This window comes from Methyloceanibacter methanicus, assembly GCF_001723285.1.
Lineage (GTDB): Bacteria > Pseudomonadota > Alphaproteobacteria > Rhizobiales > Methyloligellaceae > Methyloceanibacter > Methyloceanibacter methanicus.
Genome location: NZ_LPWG01000013.1, coordinates 330,638 through 356,077 on the forward strand (window position 1 = coordinate 330,638; position 25,440 = coordinate 356,077).

Genomic DNA, 25,440 nt, shown 5'->3' on the forward strand with positions numbered 1-25,440 from the left:
ACGTTTGGGCTAGGGCGTGATGGCGATGCCCCAAGGCAGGCGCCCGACGGGGACCGATTTCTCAGGCTTGAGGGTCGCCAGATCGATGACCGTCATATCGTTGGTGAGACCGTTCGCGACATAGAGCTTGGAGCCGTCCGGTGCGATCTCCACGTGCCAGGGACGCTGCCCGACGAGAACGTAGTCTTCCACCTCGAACGTGTCGGTGTTGACCACCGCAACCCGGTTGCCGGACCGAGCGCCACATAGGCCTTCGTGCCATCCTTGGAAAAGCGAATGCCCACGGGCTGGATCTGTTCCGGCGACACACCCGGAATCTCGAACCCGATCACCTTCGCGATCTCGTACGTCCCGCCGTCGATGACCGACACGGTGCCGCCCACTTCGGAGGAGACCCAAACGTTCTTTCCATCCGGCTGCCATTCCGCGTGGCGGGGGCGCGTATCGACAAGGACGTTGGCGACCAGATCGTTGCTTTCTGTGTCGATGAAATGCGCCATGCTGGAACTCTCCGACGTGGCGACGGTCATCGTACCGTCCGGGCTGACACGCATGCCTTCCGGTTCGACGCCAACGGGAACCTCGACGATGAGATCGCCGGTGTCGGGCTTCATGATCGTCACCATCGAATCGTCTTCGTTGGCGATGTAGATCGTCTTTCCGTCCTTCGAGACGTCCATCAGTTCCGGGTCGGGGCCGGAGTCCAGGTTGCGGACGATCTCGAGCGAACCTGCATCGATGACCTCGACGGCATTGTCGTCACCGACGCACACATACACTTCGGACTTGTCGGGCGAAGTGACGATGCCGCGGGGGCGGCGCCCCGTCGCGATCGTCTTGATGGTTTCCAAGCTGTCGGAATCGACCACGGTGACCGTGTTGTCCCGCTCATTCGAAACAAAGATCTTGTCGGCATAGGCCGGCGTGACCGCGAGCATCGCGATCGGCGCCACGACCAGCATGGCGGCATTTCGGCGTTTCATCTCCACTACCTCTGGACAGTTGTTTTTGGGGTCTTGTGTTCGGGGAAACGGCAAGCCGTTTCCGGTTCGTCGAAGCCGAGCGTGTCGGCGGGGAAGTGCTGATGCAGGAATCCCTCCTGCGGCGAGAGGGAGACGAGCGCGCGCGGCGCCATGATCAGGATCGGCTGACGCAGCTGGTGGTCCCAGGGCCGCACGGTCATCTTTTGCCCTTTGAAGCCGGCCACGCGGAACTTGTCCGAAAGGATGTAGTCGCGCAGGGCTTTCACATCGTGCTTGGGCGAGCGCGTGGCCGCTTCCCCGAATGCGCGCACGGCCAGCCAACCGCCATAGTCCTGCTCGGTCATGTCGCGCTTGGCCAGTTTCTGGAACCCGCTTTGCAGGGACATGCCGCCCCATTGCTCGAAGGCACGATGCCAGATGGAGGAGGTGAGGCCATGCGTGCCGACGACCGGATCGGGATCGGCAGTGCGATACATGAAGTAGAGTCCAAAGGCTTCGCCCGTATCGATCACGAAGATGACATCGTGATCGGCGGCGTTGTCCGTGGCCATCGGGATCTGGGTCTGGATTTGCTGGTGACCGGTCTCGACGCGCCGTGATCCCGCCTCGAATTTGTATGTGCGTTCCTCGACGACCTCGCCGCCAAACCGTTTGGCCGCGCGTTTGACCGCCTCAGCGTAATCGTCGTCCTCGGGCGTGACGCCTTTGACGATCATCCAGCGTGGCCACTTCTTCCAGATGAGATATTGCGCGAGCGCGTCGGCGCGCATGGCCCAATTGGGCACGATGTGAACGACGTTGTAGCGGCAGTCCTCCTGACGGAGCCGGTCGTCGGCCGAACGCATGCTTAGGATGAGGGAGTCGTGCGCCTCCGGAAGGTCGGCGACGGCGAGCAGGTCGTCCGGCTCCAGGTCGGCGACGATCAGCTTGGGTCCATCGGCGAGCAGCGCCTTGGCTTCGGCGACGACGTCGTCATCTTCCTGAACGATGTGCTCCTTAAGGGCCGTCTCGACGCCGAGAAACCGTCCCGTGGCATTGTTGTCGAGAACGGCGAGCCGCGCGCCCTGGATCCCCTTGTCGTTCAGCACGGGCTCCATGAGAGAGAGCGGGATGGGCTCCTTGTACTGCTTGCCGAGATAGACGATGTCGACGACCGTCTTCGGCTTCGGCGCGGGGCGCTTCCGGGCCGGGCGGGATTTCTCGGCCGGTTCGGAAAGGGTCCTTCCCGGGTCCTCTACGGCGTGCGCCGGCGCGCACAGCGCAAGGGGAAGGGCCGCGACGGCCAGACGCAAGAGTGTCGTTCCGTATGTCATTTCACCTCCATCAGGGCAGCGGACGCCTTCCCGGGGGCATCGTCCGGACCGCGCCCGGACTTGTTCGTCTTCGGCGTACGGCGCTTGGTTGACAGCTCGAGTTGCATCGCGGCGGCCTTGTTCTGGTTGGCCTTGGCGATATCCAGAGCCGTCTGGCCGGTCGGCGTTTTGACATTCGGGTCGGCGCCGGACTGCAGCAAAATGCCGATCAAAGGCGGGTTGTCGTGGGACGCGGCAATCATCAGCGGGGTCACGCCGTTCTTGCTCCGCGCGTTGACGTCGGCGCCGCCTTCGATCAAGCGCCGCGCGACATCGAGGGAACTCATGCCTTGATTGAAGCGGGCCGCGCGGCCCTTCTTGAGAGGCTGGCTCGCGACAACCATGAGCGGGGTCAAGCCCTCCGACCCGACCGCTTCGTCAAGCTTGGCGCCGGCATCCATCAACGCGTCGGCCGCGAAGTACTTCCGCTCCATGATCGCGATGGCGAGCGGTGTCGCACCATTGGGACTTGCGATTTCCATGTCGGCGCCGGCCTGGACCAGCGCCTCGATCGATGGAACGTGGTTCCGGAACGCAGCATGGAGCAGGGCCGTCCAGCCATCGCGGTCGAGACGATTGGGATCGGCACCATGCGCGATCAGAAACGCGATCATTTCGGAGTCGCGTGCGCGCGCGGCGGTGTGCAACGGCGCCAGTCCCATGAGGTTCAGCTTGTTGATGTCGGCGCCACGCCCGAGCAGGAAGGCGGTGCGCTCGCGGTCGGTTCCCGTCACCGCGTTGCTGAGCTCTTCGTCGATGTTGGCACCGTCATTGAGCCATTGATCGAGACGCTTCTCCGTCACCACCTGATCGGCCGATGCCTGGTCCTTCTTCAGGGCCTCTCTCGTCTTGGTCAGGGCCGTCAGGTAGAGCGCGCGGATCTTTTTCTGACGGTCGGTGAAGAACGTGCCGTGGGAGGGAAGATCGCCTTGCACCACGCACTTGCTGCATTGCACGAGGGGAACGCCGTACTCCGCGAGCACGTCGGCGATCTCGTCCCGGCTCTCTTCAAGGGCGTTGTCCAGCATGTATTTGAGGACGATGTTCGTCGGCTGCACGCCAAGCGCCAGATCGAACTCGAGCGGAATCTCGTCGTCCATGAGATTGACAGGCTGAATGGCGATGTTCTCGCCGCGCATGGTCTTCAGGAACCCGGCGAAGGGGCCGAACACGCCCGCGACATCGAGTTCTCCATCGACGACCTGCTGCACCTGGCGCCAGGGCTGTTTCTCGGGCACGAGATCGGCGTCGTGGCTCAGAACGTGGATGTTGATGTCTTGCATGACGCCGTGTTTCGACAGGACGAGCCGCAGGCCGGAGTGTTGAAACAGGCCGAGGCGGAGTTCCTGCAGGCGGGGGTCGTCGAAGTCCTTGATGACGATCCCGTCATCCGCGCGGGTGACGAAGACATAGGGCGTGCGATAGATCGGCGTGGTCGTCAGCACACTTTCGTAGTGGGCGGGCATTCCCAACAGGACGTCGCATTCATAATTGTCGAAGGTCTGGCGGGTGAGGCCGCGATCGATCTGAGGGCGCCAGAAATAGACGATCCCGGCGTCGAGTTTCTCGGCAACAATGTCGATAATCTTGTTTTCGAAGCCTTCGCGCTTCTCGTTCGACAGCGGCATGTTGCCGGGGTCGGCGCAGACGCGCAGCGTGTCGATCTTCATCTTGCGCGCGATTTCCTTGGCCTTGGTATGTTCGGCCGAGGTCAGCTCGTCCCACGTCTTGTCGGCAAAGCCTTGGCTCAGGAACTCGGCCGTCTCTTCGGCCTGCGCAAGTTCGATTGCGCCGTTCATAAAACAGAGAAACGCCGTGAAGACGGCGGTGCAGGTCATTCGGCGGGTCAACGCGGTAATCCCAAATAGCGAACGGGTTCTCGAATAGGGGGCGGCGCCAGGCGGGTTCTTCCACCTGGCGCCGCTGACAAGCCATAGCTAGTCGGACAGCCTGAAGGTGTAGACCGTTCCTCCCTGCGGGATGTTGGTGAGACCGGTGGCTTTGGCCATGGCCGTCGCACCGATCGCGCCGAACTTGTCGTTCATGTCGAGACCCGCCGTGACCGGGAGGCCGATCCAGCCGCCGATACCGGAATGCACCGACACGTACTGCTTCCCGCCCACCTTGTAGGTGATCGGATTGCCGATGATGCCGGAGCCCAGCTTGCGGCTCCAAAGGATCTTGCCCGAGTTGCGGTCGACAGCGCGCAAGTCACCACCCAGCGAGCCGTAGAAGACGAGGCCGCCGTCGGTCACCATGCCGCCACCCCAGTTCGGATACGGATCCGGGATCTCCCAGACCGTCTCACCGGTCAGCACGTTGAACTTCTTGAACTTGCCGGTGACGCCGGGCTTCTCGGGATACATGTACACGTTCGCGAACACATAGACCGTGCCCTGCTGGGTGTGCGTGCGCTCCTGAGGCTCGTCTTCCATGCACCAATTGTTGGTGGGGCAATAGAACATGTTCGGCTCTTTCGGATCGACAGCGCAGGGCTGCTGATCCTTGCCGCCCATGGCGGACGGGCAGGCCGACGTGTTCACGCCGATGTTGAAGGGCGAGTGCTCCTTCACCTTGATCGGACGGCCGGTCTTCAGATCGACCTTCTCGGCCCAGTCGACGGTGACGAACTTATGCGCGCGGAGAAGCGTGCCGTCGGTCCGGTCGAGCACATAGGCGAAGCCGTTGCGATCGAAATGCACGAGCGTCTTGCGCGGCTTGCCGTCGATCTCCATGTCCACGAGGATGTTCTCGTTGACGCCGTCATAGTCCCACTGATCGAACGGCGTCATCTGATAGGCGAAGACGACCTCGCCCGTGTCGACCTTGCGGCCGAAGATCGTCATGGACCACTTGTTGTCGAACTTGCCCGAGGTGAGATCCGGATCGAACTCGTTGCACTTCTCGTGGGTGTGCTCGTCGCCCTTGAGGCCGCAGCGAAGGCCGGGGCTCCAGTGACCGGGGTTGCCGGTCGAGGCGTAGATCATCTTCAGCTCGGGATCGTAGCTGAACCAGGCCCACGGGGCGCCGCCGCCGATCTTCCACTCGCCTTCCGGATAGGTGACGATGCCAAGATCCTTGCCGTAGGTCCCGTAATGCGGGTTGGCCTTGTTCGAGTCCGGCGTGAGGCAGACATCCTTGTCCGAGCCGGTCGAGTGGCAGGTCCAGACGAGGTCGCCGTTCTCGATATTGTAGGCATCCAGGCGGCCACGTGCGGCGAACTCGTCACCGCCGAAACCGGCGATCACCAGATTCTCGGCGATCATGGTCGGGCCGGTGTGAGTCTCGCCGTGTTCCGGATAGGCGTGCTTGACGGTCCAGATCTCCTTGCCGGTCTTGGCATCGAGCGCGATGACGAAACCGTCCAGCGTGTGGAAGACCACCTTGCCTTTCGCATAGTTCAGGCCGCGATTGACCGTATCGCAACAGGCGCGCGGGATCGCGGACTCGTCACGATCGTTCTTCTTCACGTAGTTCCAGGTCTGCTTCGGATTGTCGGGATCGGACAGATCGAGAGCCTGCACGACGTTACAGAGCGGCATGGACGGGCAGCCGCTCACGAAGAACATCATGGGCGTGCCGTCGTCGAGCTTCACGACAACGGGCTGCCCCTCCTGTCCACGCAGCGAGTTCATGGACTGCGCCCAAGCCATCTCGAGCTGGTCGACGTTCTCGGCGTTGATGTCCGAAAGCGGGCTGTGACGGGTCAGCTGATTGTCGCGGCCCGGCGCGGGCCACAGATTGGGATCTTCGGCTCGCTTGTCGATCCCGGCCGAGGCGGATTCATCCGCCATCACCGACACCGGCGCGAGCAGAAGCGCCGCGGTCAGGCCCACTCCTAGGCCTAGCTTTCCAAACTTCATCTCGGTTGCTCCTCCCGAATTGTCCAATGGCTCGCGGGGATGTTCTCCCGGCGGGCCAGACTTGCCCTGTTGGGGGCGCTATGTCGGGAAGCGCCGACCGGCCAACTTGTCAGAGTGCAGGATGTTTCTAGGGAAGCCCGGTTTGGGAAGAATTGCCCAGCCGCGTGTTCGAAACGATGTCAGCACTCTGACAAGCCGAGCGCCGTCAAAGCTCCCGACGCTTGAATGGTACAGAGTGTCCCTGTGCTTGGTGTTCCAGACCTCGACGAGAAGTTTTCGGACCGGCTTCGATACGACTTGTCCGGGTTTTGGGGAATTTGTCCCGGAAACGCACAACAGATTGTCCCAATGTTGCTCCCGGCTTTCGGGAAGACTTACCCCGAATCTTTTGGATGTTTGGCAGGCTTGCGCGTGGTGGTGGAGGCCGCCGGAAAGTTCTGAACGGCAAAGCGCACCAGCTCTTGCAGCGATTGCACACCAAGCTTCGGCTTCAGGCGATTGCACAGATGAGCGACGGCCTTGTAGCTGAGCGCGAGGTTGTCCGCGATTTGGGCGTAGGATTTCCCCTCCGCGAGCAGAGACAGGACATAGCGTTCCCGCGACGACAACGCATCGATCGCCATCGACTCCGGCGCGTGCGTTTTGTGGAACGCAAGGTCGGAGGCCAAGACGCGGCTGACATAGGGTGTGCCGTGCAGGATCGCCGCCAGACCCTGGACGAGCTCCTCGGGAGAGGTGTCCTTCACCACATACCCGTTCGCCCCGGCTTTCAGGGCCGCCCGCGCGATGAGCGGATCGTCATGCATGCTGAGTACGAGGATCGGGATATCGGAATCGTAGCGGCGGAGCCGGCGCACGAAGCTCAACCCGGCGAGGCTGCCGGCGCTCATGGCAAGGTCGACGACCACGGCCTCGGGCCTGGCACGGCGGCAGAGCCGGAACGCCTTTGCGAAACTGGACGTGTGCTCAACCGCGTGCCAGCCGGCATCGTGCAGCAGGCGGCGAAATCCGGCGACGACGATCGGATGATCGTCGACGATGAGGATGCGCGTATCCGGGCCGTGTCGCCGGCCAATTTGGGCTTGGGCGTTGGGCAAGGCTGCCGACGCTCCCTGACTGAGTCGCTGAAGCAGGGAGCTAGCCGATTGTACGATGCCACTGTTTCCAGACCGGTCGAAGGAAAACGGGAAGCGGCAGGTCTAGGACTGGTAGAAGAGGGCGGCGCGCGCCGGGGGCTCGATCATGCCGATCCGACGCCCACTGTCTGATGTCGGACAACGTCGGTTCGTGTAGGCTCGGCCCGTCCGCTTCGTTGGAGAACCAAGAAATGCTTCCTCGTGTCTCGTTGGCCGTTGGGATTGCCGCCGGCTCAACCATCGCACTTTCCACGGGCCTTCCCTCGGCGAGGCTCCATGCGGAGGAGATGGCCTGGACGGTGAACCGGTACCAAAGCGACGTGCCGGACGACGCCGACACCGTGGTTTTGACCTACGGCATTCCCGAAACCGACGCCGTCGCCTTCGAGGCGGTCTGCGGAGGGCGGGACGGACCGGAGCCGCGCGCCGTCTTCTGGTACGACGTCGTCGATCTTTCGGAGAACGAGGACGTAGTCGTCACCTTCTCGAGCGGGAGCTTTAAGGACGCGTTGCCGGGAAAAGTCTACGGCAGGGACGCGGAAGTGGGCGTCTCCGGCATCCAGATGACGATCGATGCGAGCGCGCCGCTCTGGTCGGCCATGACCACGGGCACGGCGCTCAGCTACGGGATCGCGGGCGGTAAGCGCGAGACGCTTCAACTCAAGGACGCGGCCATCGCCGTCGGCGGTTTCGCGGCCGCGTGCAAGGCCGGAGCCTCGTCGAGCCCTGGAGACGAGGCCGCGCGGGGCGATGTGCCGACAGGCGATCTCGTGGCGCAAGCCGCTGGCTCTGCTGTGGCCGCCTCGCTCAACGACTTGGCGTCGAGATCGCCGAACGGTGCCCCCGCGAGCCCGAAAGCGGATGCCGCGTCTTGCGCGGACTTCGGCACGCTCCGTTCCCAAGACTCCGAGACGCCGGCAACCGTGACCTTCGTCAACACGTCGGACGGCTATCGCGGCCTCGTCTGGATCGACCCGGAAGGGACGCCCATCGACAATACCGGCCTCAATCAAGGGGAGTCGGTCACCGTTCCCACATTCGAGGGACACGTCTGGATGATCACGGACGGTCCGGGGAACTGCATCGAGATGCTGGTGCCGCCGGGCGGCGAAACGACGTTCGAGATCACCGCGCCCGCGCCGGTCCTCGGCCCGGAAGACGACTAGACGCGCCGCGCGACCCCAACCCCAAGGGGCGGGCGCGGTCCGTTTCGTCTCCAGATTGTCCCCGTCACCCTCTTTCATAGGCATCGGGCGGCGGGCCTGTTATCACAGGCGGGCCGGTGCGGACGAATCGTCTCGGGCGGGGACGTGGCGCCGATGGGGCCCGATGACCTGCCGCTTCGAGCCTTGAGAACCCAGCGATTGGACGGTCGATGCAGGACGTCGTAAGCGATTTTCCCTTACGCGACGAGGAAGGGGACATTCGTCCCGAATTCCTCCATGCGGTGACCGATGCCCTGGAGGCGGACGACATCGCGCGCGCCCGCGCGCTGACCCTCGATCTGCATGAAGCCGACCTTGCCGACCTCATCGAGGTTCTGCGGCAGGACGATCGCGCCGCGCTCATCGCGGCCCTGGGCGATGAGTTCAAGGCCGCGGCACTGCCGGAGCTCGACGAGGCGGTGCGCGACCAGGTGCTCGAGGACATGCCGCCCGAGCAGGTCGCCGAAGCGCTGCAGGAGCTCGATTCGGACGAGGCGGTCTATCTGCTCGAGGACCTCGACCGGGAAGACCAGGAAGACATCCTCTCCAAGCTTCCCTATTTCGAGCGGATCGCGCTTCAGCGGAGCCTCGAATATCCGGAAGATTCCGCCGGCCGCATGATGCAGACGGACCTGATCGCGGTGCCGCCGTTCTGGTCCGTTGGCCAGACGATCGACTACATGCGCGAAGCGTCCGATCTGCCCGAGCGGTTCTACGAGATCTTCGTGGTCGATCCGGCCTACCATCTAATCGGCTGCGTCCCCCTCAACAGGATCCTGCGGTCGAAGCGTCCGACGGAGATGGAGGCCATCGTCGATGAGACGATGCATCCGATTCCCGTCGCGGTGGACCAGGAAGAGGTGGCGCGGCAGTTCGAGCGCTACAATATGAACTCGGCGCCGGTGGTGGACCCGGACGGACGGCTGGTCGGCGTGATCACCGCGGACGATATCGTCGAGGTGGTTCAGGAAGAGGCTTCGGAAGACATCCTGGCCATGGGTGGCGTCGGGGGCGAGTCCATGGTCGACACGGTCTGGGAGACGACGCGGCTGCGGTTCAGCTGGCTCGTGGCGAATCTGATCACCGCCATCGTCGCCTCCATCGTTATCAGCTTCTTTGAAGCGACGATCGAACAGATGGTGGCGCTCGCCGTGCTCATGCCCATCGTGGCGTCCATGGGCGGCAATGCGGGAACGCAGACCATGACCGTCGCGGTTCGGGCACTCGCGACCCACGATCTGGGGCCCGCCAACGCGGCGCGGGTCATCTGGCGCGAATGCGCCGTCGGTCTTCTGAACGGGCTCCTGTTTGCCGTCATCATGGCGCTCATCGCCTATTTCTGGTTCGGGAGCGACGGCCTCGGGCTCGTGATCGGCGTTGCCATGGTCGTCAATCTCTTCGCCGCCGCCCTCGCGGGCATCTTGATTCCACTCGGGCTCGACGCCCTGGATCTCGATCCGGCGATCGCGTCCGGCGTCTTCGTGACGACCGTGACGGACGTGGTGGGCTTCTTCGCCTTTCTTGGACTCGCCGCTTTGTGGTTAGCTTAGGGGCGAGGGGGCTTTATGTTCTTTTATCTGGCCAAGGCGGTTTGGTTCGTTTTTCAGCCGTCCACGTTTATCGCGCTGCTGATCGGCTACGGCGCGATCCTGATCTGGACGGGCTGGGCGCGCTGGGGCCGGCGCTTCGTGACGATTGGGGCGATCCTTCTTCTGGTGGTCGGTCTGTCGCCCCTCGGCAATGCGCTCATCCTGCCGCTCGAGGACCGTTTCCCGCGGGCCGATCTCGCCCGGCCGCCGGCGCCGGCGGGTCTCATCATCCTAGGAGGCGCGGAAAATCGTCTGGTGGGCGGGGCGCGCAACGCCCCTACCTTGAACGAGGCAGGCGAACGCCTGGTGGAAGGGGCGATCCTCGCGCTTCGGTTTCAGGACGCCAAAGTCGCGTTCTCCGGCGGCGATGCCGGCATTCTCTATAAGTCCGGGAGCGAGGCGCTGGGCGCCGCGGAGCTTCTCGCCCAACTCGGTATCGCCCGGGACCGGCTGATCCTGGAAGCCAATGCGCGGGATACCTACGAGAACGCGATCTATCTGAGGAAAGAGCTCGAGGCGTCGGGCGCGTTCGGTGACGGCGCGCGCTGGCTTCTCATCACGTCGGCCTACCACATGCCGCGCTCGATCGGGGCCTTCCGGCAGGCGGGGTTCGACGTGGAGCCCTGGCCGGTCGATTACCGGACGCGCGGGCCGCAGGATCTCTCGAAACCGTTCGACAAGGTCTCGGAAGGCTTGCGGCGTGTGGATACGGCGATGCGCGAATGGGTGGGGCTGCTCGCCTACCGGCTTACCGGCCGCACGGATGCGCTGTTCCCATCACCAGATCGGACTGGGGACAGTCAGGGCTGACACCGGCGAGCGCGCCCGTTTCGAGCCAGGCCTTGAGATAGGTCGCCGCGCGGAGCTCCGCTTCGTCCTCGCCGGCGAAGTCGCGACCATCTCGCACAGAACGCCGAAGCGCACGCCCTTGGCGGCCTCGGCCCACATCATCGCCTCTTCGGGGCCAAGCGGCCTGAAGCGCGACATGAGGTCTTGCCGCCACACCAGGATCGTTTGCGGCTCCGGAAGTTGCGCGGGCTCAGGGGGGGAGTCTTCGCCGTTGAGCGCTGTCCAAATGTCTGCGGCGTTCGTCTTGAACCGTAGCCGCGTCGCGGCCGGCTGCGGCGTGAAGACAAGATTGACCCAGTCTTCGGGCGGGATCGCGGCGAGTTCCTCGAGGCTGACCGGGGCGGTATCGGGTCCGTCGAAAGCATCCGCAAGAGCCTTCTCGAGCGCGGCGAGTTCGGCGACCTCCCGGTGCTCCGAAAAGGGGGCCGTCGTCCGCGCGAATTCGGGAAGATAACGGCTGAACCAGCGCGCATTGCGCTTGTCGGACGGGTGGGCCGCGATATAGCCCCGGGCGAGGTCCGAAAAGGCCTCGTCGCCGAGATAAGCGTGCGTCAACTCGTAGTCGTGCTCCAGGATCTCGGCGAGCCGCAGCCCATAGGCGTTGCGGTAGACGCCGAACAGGGTGCGTTCGTCCTCGCGGCTGCTCGGATTGATCTCGCTGAGAACCGCCTCGTCGCGGATAGGATTCCGGCCTGAAAGCGCGCCTGCAGATCTTTGAGCGTCGTCATGAGGTATCTCTCACTCCGCGGCGACCACGTGCTTCGCCTCGGCGACCTCGCCGGCGATCCTGCGGGCAATGTCGAGTTCGGCGATCACCTCCGCCAACGGGGGAATATTGTCGTCGCGCTCGATCATCGTCGAGACCGGGCCGAAATGGGCGACGGTCTCGCGGTAGAAGTCCCAGACCTCGTCGCAGACCGGATGGTCGTGCGTGTCGACGATATGGTCCCCTTCATGGCTGTGGCCGGCGAGGTGGAACTGAACGATGCGGTCGCGCGGTACGCCGTGGAGGAAGTCGCGCGTGGAAAAGCCGTGATTGTAGGAACTCACATAGACGTTGTTGACGTCAAAGAGCAGCCAGCAATCGGCGCGGGTCGCCACTTCGCTCACGAAGTCCCATTCGCTCATTTCGGACTCCGCGAAGGTTACGTAGCTCGAGACGTTCTCGAGGGTGAGGCGGCGGCCCAGGAAATCCTGCACGCGGGCGACCCGGTCGACCACATGGTCCAGGGCTTCCTTCGTATACGGAATGGGCAGGAGGTCGTGCAGATTGACCCCGTGCACGCCGGTCCAGCACAGATGATCCGAGATCCATTTCGGGTCGACACGGTCCGCGAGCGTCTTCAGCTCGGTCAGATAATCCATATCGAGCGGCGCGGTGGACGCGATCGACAGCGACACGCCGTGCATGACGATCGGATACCGTTCGCGAATCTCGTCCAGGATCCGCAATGGCTTGCCGCCGGGGATCATGTAGTTCTCGGAGATGACCTCGAACCAATCCACGTTCGGTTCTCCCGACAGGATCTCGTCGTAGTGCTCCGGACGGAGCCCAAGGCCGAAGCCGAGATAGGGTGGTTTGTGGTCCGACAAGGCGATCTCCGAAGGCTCGATGCGTCGATCTATCCCAATGAGAGGCGAGGCCGGCCGCAAAGGCGGCCGGCGTCACGTGGCGTGGGGCTAGCTCTTGAAATCGCCGCCCTTTTCAGCGCACTCGGTGTCCGTCATGACGACGAAGCCTTTGCCCTTGCACGCATTGTGGCCCTTGCACGAGCTCGAGGCGGTCTTGCAGGCACTCTGACCCTTGCAGGCGTTGACACCGAAGCATTTTCCGGTGGTGCCGCCAGCGGCGATCGCAGACGTGGCAAGCGTGCCGGACACCAGCAGCGCAGCTGCGGTGAGGGCAATCGAAGTGCCGGTCTTCTGAGTCATCTTCATCAGTACTCTCCTGTTTGTGGGGGTTCCCTAAATCTGGCGCCGAACGCCATTTCGAAACGGTAGCCTCGATTGCTGTGGAGGGTGCGTCACACCTCTTCAAAGCGTTGTGACTTGCCTCACGCTGGCGTGAATAATGGCGCGCCGCGTCTGTTTCGGTTTTGCAGTGTTTCCGCTGGGCGCTCCGAACCGCTATCATCCATTGTCCAGGGGGAGCTCGGGATGAGTTTCAAGGATGTCATTGTCTATGTGGACGGGACCGAGGCGTCCAAGGCGCGCGACGGGCTCGCGGTCGCCTTGGCCAAGGCCCAAGGCGCTCATCTCGTCGCGGTCGCGTTTGCGCCGCAGGCGCTGATGCCGCTTTACGGCGCCGACGTCGCCTTCGCCGATATGAGCGGCGTGCTCGAAGGCGTGAGGGCGCAAGGCGAGGAGGCGTTGGCGCGCTTCAAGTCCGCTGCGGATGCGGCCGGGGTCTCACATGAGACCCGGCTCATGCATGGGACGAGCGACGAGTTCCCGCACGACTTCGCTGCCGCTGCGCGCCTTGCCGACCTCGCGATCCTCGGCCAGCCACGGGACGGGGACCCGCTTGTGGGTCAATATGCGTTGCTGGAGCGCTGCCTGTTCGCCTCGGGCCGTCCGGTGCTCATCGTGCCGGCCGCGCCTGGGGACCTGGCCGGCGGCGATAGGATTGTCGTGGCATGGGACGGAAGCGCCGAGGCGGCGCGCGCCGTCAGCGATGCCCTCGCATTCCTCAAGGCCGCGAAGCGGGTCGTGCTTCTGGCCGGCCTTCGCGAGGACTCTCGCCACGATACCGGCGTCTCGGCGGACGGCATGGTGGCGCATCTGGCCCGTCATGGCGTCAAGGCCGAGGCCGTCAAGGTCACCATGAGCGAGGGCGGCGATGTGGGCCGGCTGTTGCTCTCCCGCGCGAAGGAGCTGGAGGCCGACATGATCGTGATGGGCGCGTTCCATCATTCGCGCTGGCGCGAGTTCATCCTGGGCGGCGTTACGCTTACCATGCTGGAAGAGGCGACCATCCCGCTGTTCATGGCGCATTAGCGATGGCCGTAACCGTATGACGCTTCACCTGGTCAAGCTGTGCGTCGGCATCGACCGGCTGCAGGACCTGAGGACCTGGCAGGCGAAGCGCCTGGACGATTTGGCGCGGGCGGGACGCGTGGCGGAACTCTGCCACAAGACGAAGCAGATGCCGCGCCGCCGGGCCGAGGTGCTCGATGGCGGCTCGCTCTACTGGGTGATCAAAGGGTTCATCTGCGCGCGGCAGCGCATCCTCGATTTGAAGGAGACGGCGCGCGAGGACGGCAGCCCGTGTTGCGGCATCGTACTGGATCCCAGGATCGTCGAGACGCGGGCCAAACCGCGCCGGCCGTTTCAGGGCTGGCGTTATTTGGAGGCGGGCGAGGCGCCGCCTGACCTCACCGCGTCGGACGACGGCGCCGCCGAGATGCCGCCCGGCATGCGCGAGGAACTGCGCGCCCTCCGGCTGATCGACTGACGCGCCTAGGCCCGCGGCGGAACCGGCACATTGTCGATCAGACGCGTCTTGCCGAGAAAGGCCGCGACGAGGATGCGGGCCGTGGCCACGGACCCGGAAAGGCGCGCGAGCGTTTCCGGGTCGCGCGCCTCGAGATAGTCGACACGGAAGCCGGCGGCCTCGAGGGCGGCACGCGCGCTTTCGAGCGCATGCTCGGTGGCATGCCCCGCCGCCAGTGCGTGCGCGGCCTGCTGGATCGTGGCGTACAGCAAGGGCGCCGTCTCGCGTTCCTCCGCCGAGAGATAGGCGTTGCGCGAGGACAGGGCCAGGCCGTCCGGTTCGCGCACGATCGCACCGCCGACGATCTTCACCGGAATGTTCAAGTCCCGCACCAGGCGCTTGATGACGAGGAGCTGCTGGTAGTCCTTCTCGCCGAAGATCGCCACATCGGGCCCGCACTGCAGAAGGAGCTTCGCGACCACGGTGGCGACGCCGTCGAAATGATCCGGACGGCTCGCGCCGCACAGGCCCTCGGTGATGTCGGCCACGTGGACCGTGGTGGCGAATCCTTCCGGATACATTTCGCCGGCGCCCGGCGCGAACAACAGGTCCGCACCGGCCTCCGCCAGGAGCGCCGCATCGCGGGCCTCGCCGCGCGGATAGGCCTCGAAGTCCTCGCTGGGACCGAATTGCAGCGGATTGACGAAGATCGAGGCGACGACGTGGCCGGCCAGTCCTTTGGCCTGCCTCACCAACGACATATGGCCTTCGTGGATCGCACCCATGGTGGGGACCATGGCGAGGCTCCCGCCCCGGGCACGCCAGGCCGAGACGCGGGCGCGCAAATCGGCCACGGTTCTGACGGTCTCGATCTCGGTGGTCATCGGGGCTGGTCCAAGATTGCGCATTGCCGGGAAAGGGCGCGACCATAACGCCTCGCCGCGAGCGGCCGAAACCCCTAAATTGGGGGCATGAACGCGCCAACCGCCGCATTGGGTTCGAGCGCCCCGGAGGGCGACCGGGCGGCGCTGAGCGCGGCCTTGCTGGCCGACGAGGATGCGCTGGTCACGGCGCTGATCGAGGCGGCGCGGTTCAGCGGCGAAGACCGCCGCCGGATCGCCGCCGCCGCCACGCGGCTCGTCGAGGCCGCCCGGGCGGGACGGCACGCGCAGGGCGGCATCGATTCCTTCCTGGCCGAGTATGGGCTCTCCAGCGAGGAGGGCGTGCTGCTCCTGTGCCTCGCCGAAGCGCTGCTCAGGATTCCGGACGGGGCGACCGCGGACCGGCTCATCGCGGGCACCATCGGGTCCGGAGACTGGGCCCGGCATCTGGGGCACTCCGACTCCGTACTGGTGAACGCCTCGACCTGGGGGCTCATGCTGACAGGGCATTTGCTCGATTGGGGCGACGACACGGGCGGCGATCTTGGCGCCCGCGTGCAGCGGCTCGTGGCCCGCAGCGGCGAGCCGGTTATCCGCGGAGGCGGTGCGCCGCGCCATGCGCATTCTCGGAAAGCAATTCGTGCTCGGCGAAACGATCCAAGGCGCACTCGACAATGCCGCGCCGGACATGCGGGAGGGCTATCGATTTTCCTTCGACATGCTGGGCGAGTGCGCGCGGACGGCCCGGGATGCCGACCGCTATTTCAGGCGCTACACGGAGGCTGCGTCGGCCATCGCCACGTGGGCCGGCGCGCCGGAGGCGCGAACCGAGGACGCGTTGCATGCGCGCTCGGGGCTCTCCGTCAAGCTGTCGGCCCTGCATCCGCGCTACGCCGCCTCGCAAGAGGCGCGCCTTGCGCGCGAACTGATCCCCCGTCTTCGCAACCTCGCGCTGCAGATGCGCGATGCCTGGTTGCCGCTCACGGTCGATGCGGAGGAGGCGGAGAGACTCGCGCTGTCACTGTCCATGCTGGAACCGCTCTTGGCCGACCCCGCGCTGTCGGGATGGAACGGGCTGGGGATCGCCGTCCAAGCCTATTCCAAGCGCGCGCTGCCGCTGATCGCGTGGCTCGCGCGCGTCGCCGAGGAGACCGGGCGGCGCATTCCCGTTCGTCTCGTGAAGGGCGCCTATTGGGACAGCGAGATCAAATGGGCGCAGGAAGCGGGGCTCGCCGGCTATCCGGTGTTCACGCGGAAGGTCAACACGGATGTGGCCTATCTCGCCGCGGCGCGGGCGCTGCTCGTGCGTCCCGATTGCTTCTATCCGCAATTCGCGACCCACAACGCTCATACGATCGCGGCGGTGGCGGACCTCGCGGGCGACGGCCCATACGAGTTCCAGCGCCTCCATGGCATGGGCCAGGGCGTCCATCGGGCCGTGGTCGAGGACCTGAAGAAGCCCTGCCGCATCTACGCGCCCGTCGGCGGCCACCGCGACCTGCTCGCCTATCTCGTGCGGCGGCTTCTCGAGAACGGGGCCAACACGTCCTTCGTGCACCGTCTGGCGGACGACGAAGCGCCGATCGCCGCCATCATCGCCGACCCGGTCGAGAAGGCGGCCAGGCTGCCCGAGAAAGCCAATCCCGCGATCCCTGCGCCGCCGGATCTCTACGGCGGGGCGCGGCGGAACAGCCTCGGTCTGCCGCTTTGGGACGAGGCGACGCGCGCGTCCCTCCTCGATGGGATCGGGCGGGCCTTGGAACAGCCCGCCACCGCGGCACCCATCGTCTGCGGCAACGAGATCGAGACGGGTCCGGTCACGCAGGTCACATCGCCCCATGACGGCCGGGTCGTGGTCGGTACGTGCCGGGACGCGGACTCCGCCGCCATCGATGCTGCGCTGGAGGCTGCCGGGAGGGGCGCGCAGGACTGGGACGGGCTTGGCGGGGCGGCGCGCGCTTCGATCCTCGACCGCGCGGCGGAGCTTTTCGAGGCGGCGCGGCCCGACCTGATGCGCTGCTGGTACGCGAGGCCGGAAAGACGCTGGCCAATGCCCAGAGCGACCTGCGCGAGGCGGTCGACTTCCTGCGCTACTACGCGGCGCAAGCACGCGCCAAGTTCGAGGACCCGCTAGTACTCGCCGGACCGACGGGCGAACGCAACGAGATGGCGCTGCATGGGCGCGGCGTCTTCGCGGCGATTTCGCCGTGGAACTTCCCGCTCGCCATCTTCACCGGGCAGGTGGCGGGCGCGCTTGGCGCCGGGAACGCCGTCGTGGCCAAGCCCGCGGAGCAGACCCCGCTCACGGGCGCCGCCGCTGTGCGCCTCCTTCATCAAGCGGGCGTGCCGTCCGACGTTCTGCACCTGCTGCCCGGTCCCGGCGAAGTTGTCGGCGCGGCCCTGGTGGCCGATCCGCGTGTGGACGGCGTGGTGTTCACGGGCGGGACCGATACGGGCAAGGCCATCGCCAAGGCTCTTGCCATGCGGCCCGGTCCCATTCCGCAGCTGATCGCCGAGACCGGCGGACTCAACGCCATGATCGTGGACTCTTCCGCGCTTCCGGAGCAGGTGGCGGACGATGTGCTGCGCTCGGCCTTCGACAGCGCCGGTCAGCGGTGTTCGGCGTTGCGCGTCCTGTTCCTTCAGTCCGACATCGCCGACCCGGTGATCGAGATGTTGATAGGAGCGGCGAGGGAACTGACCCTTGGCGACCCGCTCGACTTTGCCACCGATATCGGCCCCGTCATCGATTCCGAAGCCAAGGCGGCGCTCGAGGCGCACAAGGAGAGAATGCGCGCCGAGGCGAAGGTCCTGTTCGACCCGCCGACCGATCCCGCACTCCGTCACGGCAGGTTCGTCGCGCCCGCGATTTTCGAGATTCCGGAGATCGGCGTTTTGAAACGGGAGGTGTTCGGCCCGATCCTTCATGTGGTGCGGTTCGACGGGAACCGGCTCGGGGAGGTTTGCGAGGCCATCAACGCGACGGGCTACGGTCTGACGCTCGGTCTGCACAGCCGCATCAAGGCCACGGCGGATTTCGTCGCCGCGCGGGTCCGGGTCGGCAATTTCTACGTCAACCGGAACCAGATCGGCGCCGTGGTCGGCGTGCAACCCTTCGGCGGCGAAGGTCTTTCAGGAACCGGCCCCAAGGCGGGCGGTCCGCATTATCTGGAGGCGTTCGCCGTGGAGCGCGTCCGGACGACCAATCTGACCGCCTCGGGCGGCAATGCGAGCCTGCTTGCGGCGGGCGGCGACGACAGTTGAGCCTCGATCGGCATTGTGAATGCGGCAAAAAATGACCATCTACGAGAGTATGGATTTTCTTGGATTTGAACGGCATCGCGGAGCGGGTCGATGAGTGAACCGAAGACGCCGTCTAAGACCGCTTCGAGCGATGTCGCCCCGGGGCGTTCTTCGTCGGCGGAGGTCGATGCCTTTCTGAACAAGGTGCAGAGCCTCCAGCCCGCCGCATCCGGAACCGGGCGTCTGATCTTCGCCATGGACGCGACCATGAGCCGGCAGCCCACCTGGGACCTTGCCCTCGGCCTGCAGAGCGAGATGTTTCGCGCGGTCAAGGAGGTCGGCGGGCTCGACGTGCAACTGATCTATTTCCGGGGCTTCGGCGAATGCCGCTCCAGCCGGTGGGTCCGCGACCCGGATGCGCTGGCGCGGCTGATGCGCCAGGTCCGTTGCGAGGGCGGGCATACGCAGATCCGGAAAGTCCTGTCTCATGCGCGCAACGAGACCGGGCGCCAGACCGTCAATGCCCTGGTCTATGTGGGCGACTGCATGGAAGAGAGCATCGACGATCTGAGCCAGCTCGCGGGCGAACTCGGCCTCGTGGGCGTGCCGGTCTTCGTCTTCCAGGAAGGCCACGATGCGCGCGCCGAGCGGGCGTTCAAGGAGATCGCGCGGCTGTCGCGCGGCGCCTATTGCCGTTTCGACGCGGGGTCGGCCGCACAGCTTCGCGCCCTGCTGACGGCGGTCGCGGTCTACGCCACGGGCGGGCGCAAGGCGCTCCAGAACGCGAAGAGCGACGCCGCGACGCTGCTGCTCGAACAGCTCCGGTAGGCTGAAATCGCATGGTCTACTTCTTCATCGGTTGCGCGCTGCTCCTTGCCCTGCTGTTCGTCGGGCGCGTGATTGTCAGGTCGAACCCGCAACAGCTCGCCGGCACGGTCCGGAAAGTCGGCGCGGTCGCGCTCTTCGGCGTTGCGGGCTTCCTCGCATTGCGCGGCGCGCTGCCGCTGGCGATCCCGCTTGCCGCCTTCGCCATGAGCCTTATCGCCGGCGGGGGCGGTCTCGGAGGCTTTGGCGGTTCGGCCCACAAGTCCGAAGGGCAGACCTCGCAGGTGCAAACCGAGCGGCTCGAAATGGAGCTCGACCACGACACGGGCTACATGGACGGCAAGTGCCTCAAGGGTAAGTTCGCGGGCCGCGCGCTCTCGTCCTTGAGCGAAACCGAAGCGATCGAGCTCTATCTCAGCTTCAAAACCGACGGCCTCAAGGAAGCCGCGCTGATGGAAGCCTACCTCAACTGGCGCGTTCCGGACTGGCAGGATAAGACCGGCGGCGCCGGAAGCGCGGGCGAGACCGCCCCGGGCGGGTTCTCGAAGGGGCGCATGAGCACCGAAGAAGCGCGGGCCGTGCTCGAAGTCGCACCCGATGCCTCGGAGGAGGAAATCCGGCAGGCGCACCGGCGTCTCATGATGAAGCTGCACCCGGACCAGGGCGGCTCCAATTACCTGGCGGCGCGCATCAACGAAGCCAAGGACGTTCTGCTCGGCGGCTAGGCGTGGGTGCGTTATTCGGCGGCAAGTTACTCGGCAGCAAGCGCGATGCAGTCGAGCCGCATGCGCTTCAAGGCCTCGCAGGTGCTGCGCGCATCGTCCTTGGAGAAGCCGGCAAACCGGGCCCGATACCACTCTTTATCGTCCATGTAGAACGTGGCCGTGAAGGGCAGGTGGCCTTCCAGAAGCTTCGGCGCGCGCTGACGCACCATCCCGAGCCGGTTCTGCGCATCCGCCGGCGAGGCATAGGACCCGACCTGGACGTGATAGCTGCCCATGCGGTCTGCGGCGGCGGGGCTCGGCGCGGAGAGGCGGGTCGGCGACAGGCTGGCCTGTACGAAGGGACGCTGCGCTGCGGGCTGTGCCACGGCCGGCTGCGCGACGACCGGGTCCGCCGCAGCCTGCTGAACGGCGGGTGCCGGGGCAGGCGTGCGGGTCGCGACGGGAACGGCGGCGCTCGCCACGGAGAAGATGGGCTTCCTGGACGGCGGAGGCGGTGTGGGCGCACCCAGCAGCGAGGCAATGAAGCTCGTCGGTTTCCGCTTGGACGAAGAGGCTTTCGACCAGTGCTTGTCGAGCAGCGACACCATGGCGGCGTTGCGGAGTGAACTCGTCTGGCCACCGAGGACAACGCCGATCAGATGCTTGTCGTCGCGTTCGACGGCGGCTGTGAGGTTGAAGCCGCTGGCGCGGGTGTAACCGGTTTTGATGCCGGTCGTGCCCTTGTAGCTGAACAGCAGACGATTGTGATTGCGGTACTTGCGGCCCTTGTAGTCGAAGTACTTGGTCTCGAAGACGGTGTAGTACTCCGGGTAGTCGCGCATGATGTGCATGGCGAGGATCGCCTGGTCCCGCGCGGTGGTCAGCTGCTCGTTATTGGGCAGCCCGGACGCGTTGCGGTAGGTCGTCCTCTTCATGCCCAGGTTGTGCGCCGTCTGGGTCATGATACGGGCGAAGTTCTCCTCCGTGCCGCCGACATTCTCCGCCACGACGGCCGCGGCATCGTTGGCCGACTTCGTCACCAACGCCTTGATGCAGTCTTTGACCGAGATGGTGGAGCCGGGCTTGAGATAGAGCTTGGTCGGCGCCTGGCTCGCGGCATGCTTGGAGACCTTCAACTTTGTGTCCGGCGTGAACCGGCCTGCGCGCATGTAGGCGAACAGGACGTAGAGAGTCATGATCTTCGTGAGCGAGGCGGGCGAGCGCAAGACATCGGCCGACTGCGAATACAGAACGTTGTTGGTATTCGCATCGACGATGATCGCGCCTTTACCCGCTTGTCCGCGTAGGCCTCGCCGAGGCCGGTCAGCGTCACGCCGAGCGCGAGCAAGGCCACCAGGCACATCCGCACCGTACGACGTACTGGCCCCCAAGAGGCGCGCCTACCCGACGCGCGCATCCGAGCCACCCGCGTCCCGGCCCCAAACTGTACTTGTAAGAACACTGTGGCTTACGCCCTTCCCCGTTTGTCACGCCGCCTTCAAGCGCTTGCGCGCGCGTCCCTGCTAGGCGGTTGCGGATCAGAAATTCCGCGTTGCAACGCCGACAAGCGGAAAGGCTAGAATTTGTCGATTGCCAAAGCGTTAAGGGGGTTTGAGGGGGCGAAAGCGCCACAATGTTGTGCAGTGCAAAATCCAGGTTGACGTTTTTTGTGCAATGCATATATTTGAGTTCGCGTTCGCAGCAATTCTCCCCAATCCAACTCGTGAAGAGGGCCCGATGATTAAAGGTTTTGAAGAGTTTCAGAAAGTTGGCAAAGACGGTTTCGATGCCTATGTCCGCTCGTTCGGCGAGATGAACAAAGGTTTCCAGGCCATTGCCGCCGAGTTCACCGATTACTCCAAGAAGGCGTTTGAGGATTCGACGAAAGCCTTCGAACAGCTCGCGGGCTGCAAGTCCTTTGAGCAGGCCATCGAGATTCAGTCGGAGTTCGCGAAAAAGGCCTATGACGGCTACATGGCCGAGATGTCCAAGATCGGCGAGATGTATGTCGGTCTGGCCAAGGATGCCTACAAGCCGGTCGAGGCCATGGCCAAGAAGGCCGCGTAACGCGACCGCACCTACTTCTTCCTCCCAAAAAAGGCTCGGGGCCTCGGCTCCGAGCCTTTTTTTATGGCAGGTTGCCACAACATGCGGCGTGTTGTCCCTTTTCTGTCGGCAAACCGCGTCACATTCGCATTTTCGTGTCTCGCCGAATTGCTGCGCCAGCTGTGATCACGCTAGAATGGTTTCGAGAGGGTTTTCGGACCTAGCAGGGCGCTCGGCCTTGGAAGAGGCGCGGCGCGTCCCACATAAGGGACGACGATTGAAGGCTTACGATGGCGCGCAATGGCGACCCGCGCCGGGACGACGACTCCGGCACCCAGATTGTTACGAAGACGCGGCCGAAGACAAAACGGCCGAGCCTGTACAAGGTTTTGCTGCTCAACGACGATTACACGCCGATGGATTTCGTCGTGTATATTCTCGAGCGGTTCTTCAACAAATCTCCGGAGGAGGCGACCCGCATCATGCTCCACGTCCACCAAAAGGGCGTCGGGATCTGCGGGGTCTACACTTACGAAGTTGCCGAGACTAAGGTGGCTCAGGTCACCAGCTTTGCCCGTCAGCATGAGCATCCGCTTCAATGCACGATGGAGAAGGAGTAGGAATCCGTGGCTTCTTTTTCGACTAGTTTAGAGCAGGCCCTGCGGCGCGCGCTTCAATATGCCAACGAGCGAAGTCACGAATACGCGACGCTCGAGCATTTGTTGCTGTCGCTCCTGGACGACCGCGACGCCGCGGCCGTGATGCGCGCCTGCGACGTCGATCTCGACCTGCTGCGGGAAAAGCTGACCGGCTATATCGACAACGAGCTGTCGGGCCTGGTGCTCGACAGTCACGGCGACGCGCAGCCGACCGCCGGCTTCCAGCGCGTCATCCACCGTGCCGTGGCTCATGTACAGTCGAGCGGCCGCGAGGAGGTGACCGGCGCCAACGTGCTGGTCGCGATCTTCGCCGAGCGGGAAAGCCATGCGGCCTTCTTCCTGCAAGAGCAGCACATGACGCGGTTCGACGCGGTCAACTACATCAGCCACGGCATTGCCAAGCGTGGCGGCATGTCGGACGCGCGGCCCGTGCGCGGGATCGATGACGACGCGGCCACCGTGGAAGGCGGCGAGGACAAGAAGCGCGGCGCGGACGCACTCGAGGTCTACTGCATCAACCTCAACCAGAAGGCCAGGACCGGGCGGATCGATCCGCTGATCGGACGCGAGGCGGAAGTTCAGCGCACGATCCAGGTCCTGTGCCGGCGCCAGAAGAACAACCCGCTTTTCGTGGGCGACCCGGGCGTGGGCAAGACCGCCATCGCCGAGGGTCTCGCGCGCCGGATCGTCATGGCCGACGTGCCCGAAGTCCTGTCCGATGCCACAATCTTTCAGCTGGACATGGGCGCGCTTCTGGCCGGCACGCGCTATCGCGGCGATTTCGAAGAGCGCTTGAAGGCGGTGATGCGGGAGATCGAGAATTTCCCCGGCGCCATCATGTTCATCGACGAGATCCACACGGTGATCGGCGCGGGCGCGACCTCGGGCGGGGCCATGGATGCCTCGAACCTGCTCAAGCCGGCGCTGCAGTCCGGCTCGCTGCGTTGCATCGGCTCGACCACCTATAAGGAATACCGTCAGCACTTCGAGAAGGACCGGGCGCTGGTGCGCCGTTTCCAGAAGATCGACGTGAACGAGCCGTCCGTGCCCGACACGATCGAAATTCTGAAAGGCCTCAAGCCCTATTTCGAGGACTTCCATCGCATCCGGTACACGAACCAGGCGATCAAGTCGGCGGTGGAGCTGTCGGCGAAGTACATCCACGACCGCAAGCTGCCCGACAAGGCGATCGACGTGATCGACGAAACGGGCGCCTCGCAAATGCTGGTGCCCGAGCGGCAGCGGCGGAAGACCATCGGCGTCAAGGAGGTGGAGACCACCATCGCGACCATGGCGCGCATCCCGCCCAAGACCATCTCCAAGACCGACGCGGAAGTCTTGCGCGCGGTGGACGAGGATCTGAAGCGCGTCGTGTTCGGGCAGGACAAGGCGATCGAGGCCTTGGCCGCGGCGATCAAGCTGAGCCGCGCGGGGCTGCGCGAACCGGGCAAGCCCATCGGCTCCTACATGTTCTCCGGCCCCACCGGCGTCGGCAAGACCGAGGTGGCCCGCCAGCTCGCCACGCTGCTTGGCGTGGAGCTTCTGCGCTTCGACATGAGCGAGTACATGGAGCGCCACACCGTGTCGCGCCTGATCGGTGCGCCTCCAGGCTACGTGGGCTTCGATCAGGGCGGTCTCCTGACCGACGGCGTGGACCAGCATCCGCATTGCGTGCTGCTGCTCGACGAGATCGAGAAGGCCCATCCGGACCTGTTCAACATCCTTCTCCAGGTGATGGACCACGGCAAGCTGACCGACCACAACGGCAAGCACGTGGACTTCCAGAACGTGATCTTGATCATGACCACCAATGCCGGCGCGGCGGACATGGCCAAGGCGGCCATCGGCTTCAACCGCACCAAGCGCGAGGGCGACGACGAGGAGGCGATCAACCGCCTGTTCTCGCCGGAGTTCCGCAACCGGCTCGACGCGATCATTCCGTTCGGTGCGCTGCCGCCTTCGGTCATCGCGCAGGTGGTGGAGAAGTTCGTGTTCCAACTCGAAGCCCAGCTTGGAGACCGGAACATCACCATCGAGCTGACGCCGGAAGCCAATGCCTGGCTCGCCGAACGTGGCTATGACGACAAGTTCGGCGCGAGGCCCTTGGCGCGCGTGATCCAGGAGAACATCAAGAAGCCGCTGGCGGAGGAGATCCTCTTCGGCGCGCTGAAGGATGGCGGCACGGTGCGCGTGGTCGTCAAAGAGAAGGACGGCGAGAAGGGTCTCGACTTCGACTACATCTCGGCCGACGCACCGATCAAGCCGCGCGATTCCGACGAGAAGGACGCCGAGGCCAACGTCAAGGCGAAGGCCAAGTCGGCGAAGCCCAGGGCCAAGCGCGCCCGAAAGCCCCGCAGCAGCAGCGCCAAGGACTCCAAGGAGAGCGGGTCGGGCTCCGTGCCCAAAGTGCCCCTCGGCGAGGACTAAGGACTTCGTCCTGCGCTTCGCGCTTCATCGCAGATCAAATTGTCGGATCGACTTCATGGCCGGGCGCTCGACAGAGCCCCGGCCATGATCGTTCTGACCACCGTCATGCCCGGACTTGGTCCGGGCATCCACGGGCAACCTTGCTTTGCTGCAAATCGTGGAGGCTCGGGACAAGCCCGAACATGACGAGGTTGGTGCCGGCTACTTGATCCGGAACCGATTGCGGACCGCGAGTTGCGTTTCGG

The 25,440-nt window shown here is 64.7% G+C and carries 21 protein-coding genes and 1 pseudogene; 11 read left to right on the top strand and 11 right to left on the bottom strand.

Translation table 11 applies throughout. The features are described 5' to 3' along the window. Window positions 1–9: 9 nt before the first annotated feature. The 6 genes from AUC68_RS18450 to AUC68_RS13505 form a co-directional block, all read right to left on the bottom strand. Complete coding sequence (locus tag AUC68_RS18450; RefSeq protein ID WP_342027498.1) at window positions 10–96, bottom strand: hypothetical protein; 87 nt, start codon at window positions 94–96, stop codon at window positions 10–12. Then, entirely contained in the window at window positions 93–983 is an 891-nt protein-coding gene (locus AUC68_RS13485; RefSeq protein WP_342027494.1) for a PQQ-dependent catabolism-associated beta-propeller protein, read from the bottom strand. The genes AUC68_RS18450 and AUC68_RS13485 overlap by 4 nt, the downstream gene beginning before the upstream one ends. Window positions 984–988: 5 nt before the next feature. Next, window positions 989–2,296, bottom strand: a complete 1,308-nt coding sequence (locus AUC68_RS13490) for an ABC transporter substrate-binding protein (RefSeq protein WP_069438118.1) — start codon at window positions 2,294–2,296, stop codon at window positions 989–991. After that, window positions 2,293–4,134, bottom strand: coding sequence for a quinoprotein dehydrogenase-associated putative ABC transporter substrate-binding protein (locus AUC68_RS13495; protein ID WP_158008320.1), 1,842 nt, complete (start codon window positions 4,132–4,134; stop codon window positions 2,293–2,295). The genes AUC68_RS13490 and AUC68_RS13495 overlap by 4 nt, the downstream gene beginning before the upstream one ends. Window positions 4,135–4,272: 138 nt before the next feature. Next, a complete protein-coding gene (locus tag AUC68_RS13500; RefSeq protein WP_069438120.1) occupies window positions 4,273–6,198 on the bottom strand; it encodes a PQQ-dependent dehydrogenase, methanol/ethanol family in 1,926 nt (641 codons plus the stop codon). A gap of 374 nt (window positions 6,199–6,572) precedes the next feature. Next, window positions 6,573–7,295: a response regulator transcription factor gene (locus AUC68_RS13505; RefSeq protein ID WP_244500527.1), complete on the bottom strand. Its 723-nt coding sequence runs from the start codon at window positions 7,293–7,295 to the stop codon at window positions 6,573–6,575. A 230-nt stretch (window positions 7,296–7,525) separates the two neighbouring features. On the opposite strand from AUC68_RS13505, the gene AUC68_RS13510 reads away from it, so the two are divergent. The 3 genes from AUC68_RS13510 to AUC68_RS13520 all read left to right on the top strand — a co-directional run bounded on the left by AUC68_RS13510 (window position 7,526) and on the right by AUC68_RS13520 (window position 10,938). Beyond that, window positions 7,526–8,500: a VHL beta domain-containing protein gene (locus AUC68_RS13510; RefSeq protein ID WP_158008321.1), complete on the top strand. Its 975-nt coding sequence runs from the start codon at window positions 7,526–7,528 to the stop codon at window positions 8,498–8,500. Window positions 8,501–8,709: 209 nt separating this feature from the next. Further along, window positions 8,710–10,089 (top strand): magnesium transporter, encoded by a 1,380-nt coding sequence (gene mgtE / locus AUC68_RS13515; RefSeq protein WP_069438122.1) that lies wholly within the window; start codon window positions 8,710–8,712, stop codon window positions 10,087–10,089. 15 nt (window positions 10,090–10,104) lie between these two features. Then, complete coding sequence (locus tag AUC68_RS13520; protein WP_069438123.1) at window positions 10,105–10,938, top strand: YdcF family protein; 834 nt, start codon at window positions 10,105–10,107, stop codon at window positions 10,936–10,938. Here the strand turns inward: AUC68_RS13520 and AUC68_RS13525 are convergent. From AUC68_RS13525 to bufA2, 3 genes are all read right to left on the bottom strand, one after another. Beyond that, window positions 10,906–11,712, bottom strand: a complete 807-nt coding sequence (locus tag AUC68_RS13525; RefSeq protein WP_083240741.1) for an HvfC/BufC family peptide modification chaperone — start codon at window positions 11,710–11,712, stop codon at window positions 10,906–10,908. The two genes, AUC68_RS13520 and AUC68_RS13525, sit on opposite strands and share 33 nt — an antisense overlap. Window positions 11,713–11,715: 3 nt before the next feature. Then, window positions 11,716–12,570 (bottom strand): MNIO family bufferin maturase, encoded by an 855-nt coding sequence (gene bufB / locus AUC68_RS13530; protein ID WP_069438125.1) that lies wholly within the window; start codon window positions 12,568–12,570, stop codon window positions 11,716–11,718. Window positions 12,571–12,657: 87 nt separating this feature from the next. Next, on the bottom strand, window positions 12,658–12,915 hold the full coding sequence (gene bufA2, locus AUC68_RS13535) for a BufA2 family periplasmic bufferin-type metallophore (protein ID WP_069438126.1): 258 nt from the start codon (window positions 12,913–12,915) through the stop codon (window positions 12,658–12,660). A gap of 219 nt (window positions 12,916–13,134) precedes the next feature. Between bufA2 and AUC68_RS13540 the strand changes: the two genes are divergently transcribed. Beyond that, a complete protein-coding gene (locus tag AUC68_RS13540; RefSeq protein WP_069438127.1) occupies window positions 13,135–13,974 on the top strand; it encodes a universal stress protein in 840 nt (279 codons plus the stop codon). Between the two features lie 16 nt (window positions 13,975–13,990). Continuing rightward, the gene (locus tag AUC68_RS13545; RefSeq protein ID WP_069438128.1) at window positions 13,991–14,431 is read left to right on the top strand and encodes a DUF1489 family protein; all 441 of its coding nucleotides are present in this window, start codon (window positions 13,991–13,993) and stop codon (window positions 14,429–14,431) included. A 5-nt stretch (window positions 14,432–14,436) separates the two neighbouring features. On the opposite strand, the gene panC is transcribed toward AUC68_RS13545, so the two are convergent. Next, window positions 14,437–15,318, bottom strand: a complete 882-nt coding sequence (panC, locus tag AUC68_RS13550) for a pantoate--beta-alanine ligase (protein ID WP_342027499.1) — start codon at window positions 15,316–15,318, stop codon at window positions 14,437–14,439. A gap of 63 nt (window positions 15,319–15,381) precedes the next feature. Between panC and putA the strand changes: the two are divergent. The 3 genes and pseudogenes from putA to AUC68_RS13565 all read left to right on the top strand — a co-directional run bounded on the left by putA (window position 15,382) and on the right by AUC68_RS13565 (window position 20,084). Further along, window positions 15,382–18,555 (top strand): annotated as a pseudogene (gene putA, locus AUC68_RS13555) (bifunctional proline dehydrogenase/L-glutamate gamma-semialdehyde dehydrogenase PutA). 90 nt (window positions 18,556–18,645) lie between these two features. Continuing rightward, entirely contained in the window at window positions 18,646–19,362 is a 717-nt protein-coding gene (locus AUC68_RS13560) for a vWA domain-containing protein (protein WP_069438130.1), read from the top strand. Window positions 19,363–19,373: 11 nt separating this feature from the next. Then, on the top strand, window positions 19,374–20,084 hold the full coding sequence (locus tag AUC68_RS13565) for a DnaJ domain-containing protein (RefSeq protein ID WP_069438131.1): 711 nt from the start codon (window positions 19,374–19,376) through the stop codon (window positions 20,082–20,084). A 26-nt stretch (window positions 20,085–20,110) separates the two neighbouring features. Here AUC68_RS13565 and AUC68_RS13570 read toward each other — a convergent pair whose 3' ends face one another. Further along, window positions 20,111–21,424, bottom strand: coding sequence for a D-alanyl-D-alanine carboxypeptidase (locus AUC68_RS13570; protein WP_158008322.1), 1,314 nt, complete (start codon window positions 21,422–21,424; stop codon window positions 20,111–20,113). Between the two features lie 376 nt (window positions 21,425–21,800). Between AUC68_RS13570 and AUC68_RS13575 the strand changes: the two genes are divergently transcribed. The 3 genes from AUC68_RS13575 to clpA all read left to right on the top strand — a co-directional run bounded on the left by AUC68_RS13575 (window position 21,801) and on the right by clpA (window position 25,195). Beyond that, a complete protein-coding gene (locus AUC68_RS13575) occupies window positions 21,801–22,130 on the top strand; it encodes a phasin family protein (protein ID WP_069438132.1) in 330 nt (109 codons plus the stop codon). Window positions 22,131–22,399: 269 nt separating this feature from the next. Further along, window positions 22,400–22,729, top strand: a complete 330-nt coding sequence (clpS, locus tag AUC68_RS13580) for an ATP-dependent Clp protease adapter ClpS (RefSeq protein WP_069438133.1) — start codon at window positions 22,400–22,402, stop codon at window positions 22,727–22,729. Window positions 22,730–22,735: 6 nt separating this feature from the next. Beyond that, a complete protein-coding gene (gene clpA / locus AUC68_RS13585) occupies window positions 22,736–25,195 on the top strand; it encodes an ATP-dependent Clp protease ATP-binding subunit ClpA (protein ID WP_069438134.1) in 2,460 nt (819 codons plus the stop codon). The last annotated feature ends 245 nt before the right edge of the window (window positions 25,196–25,440 follow it).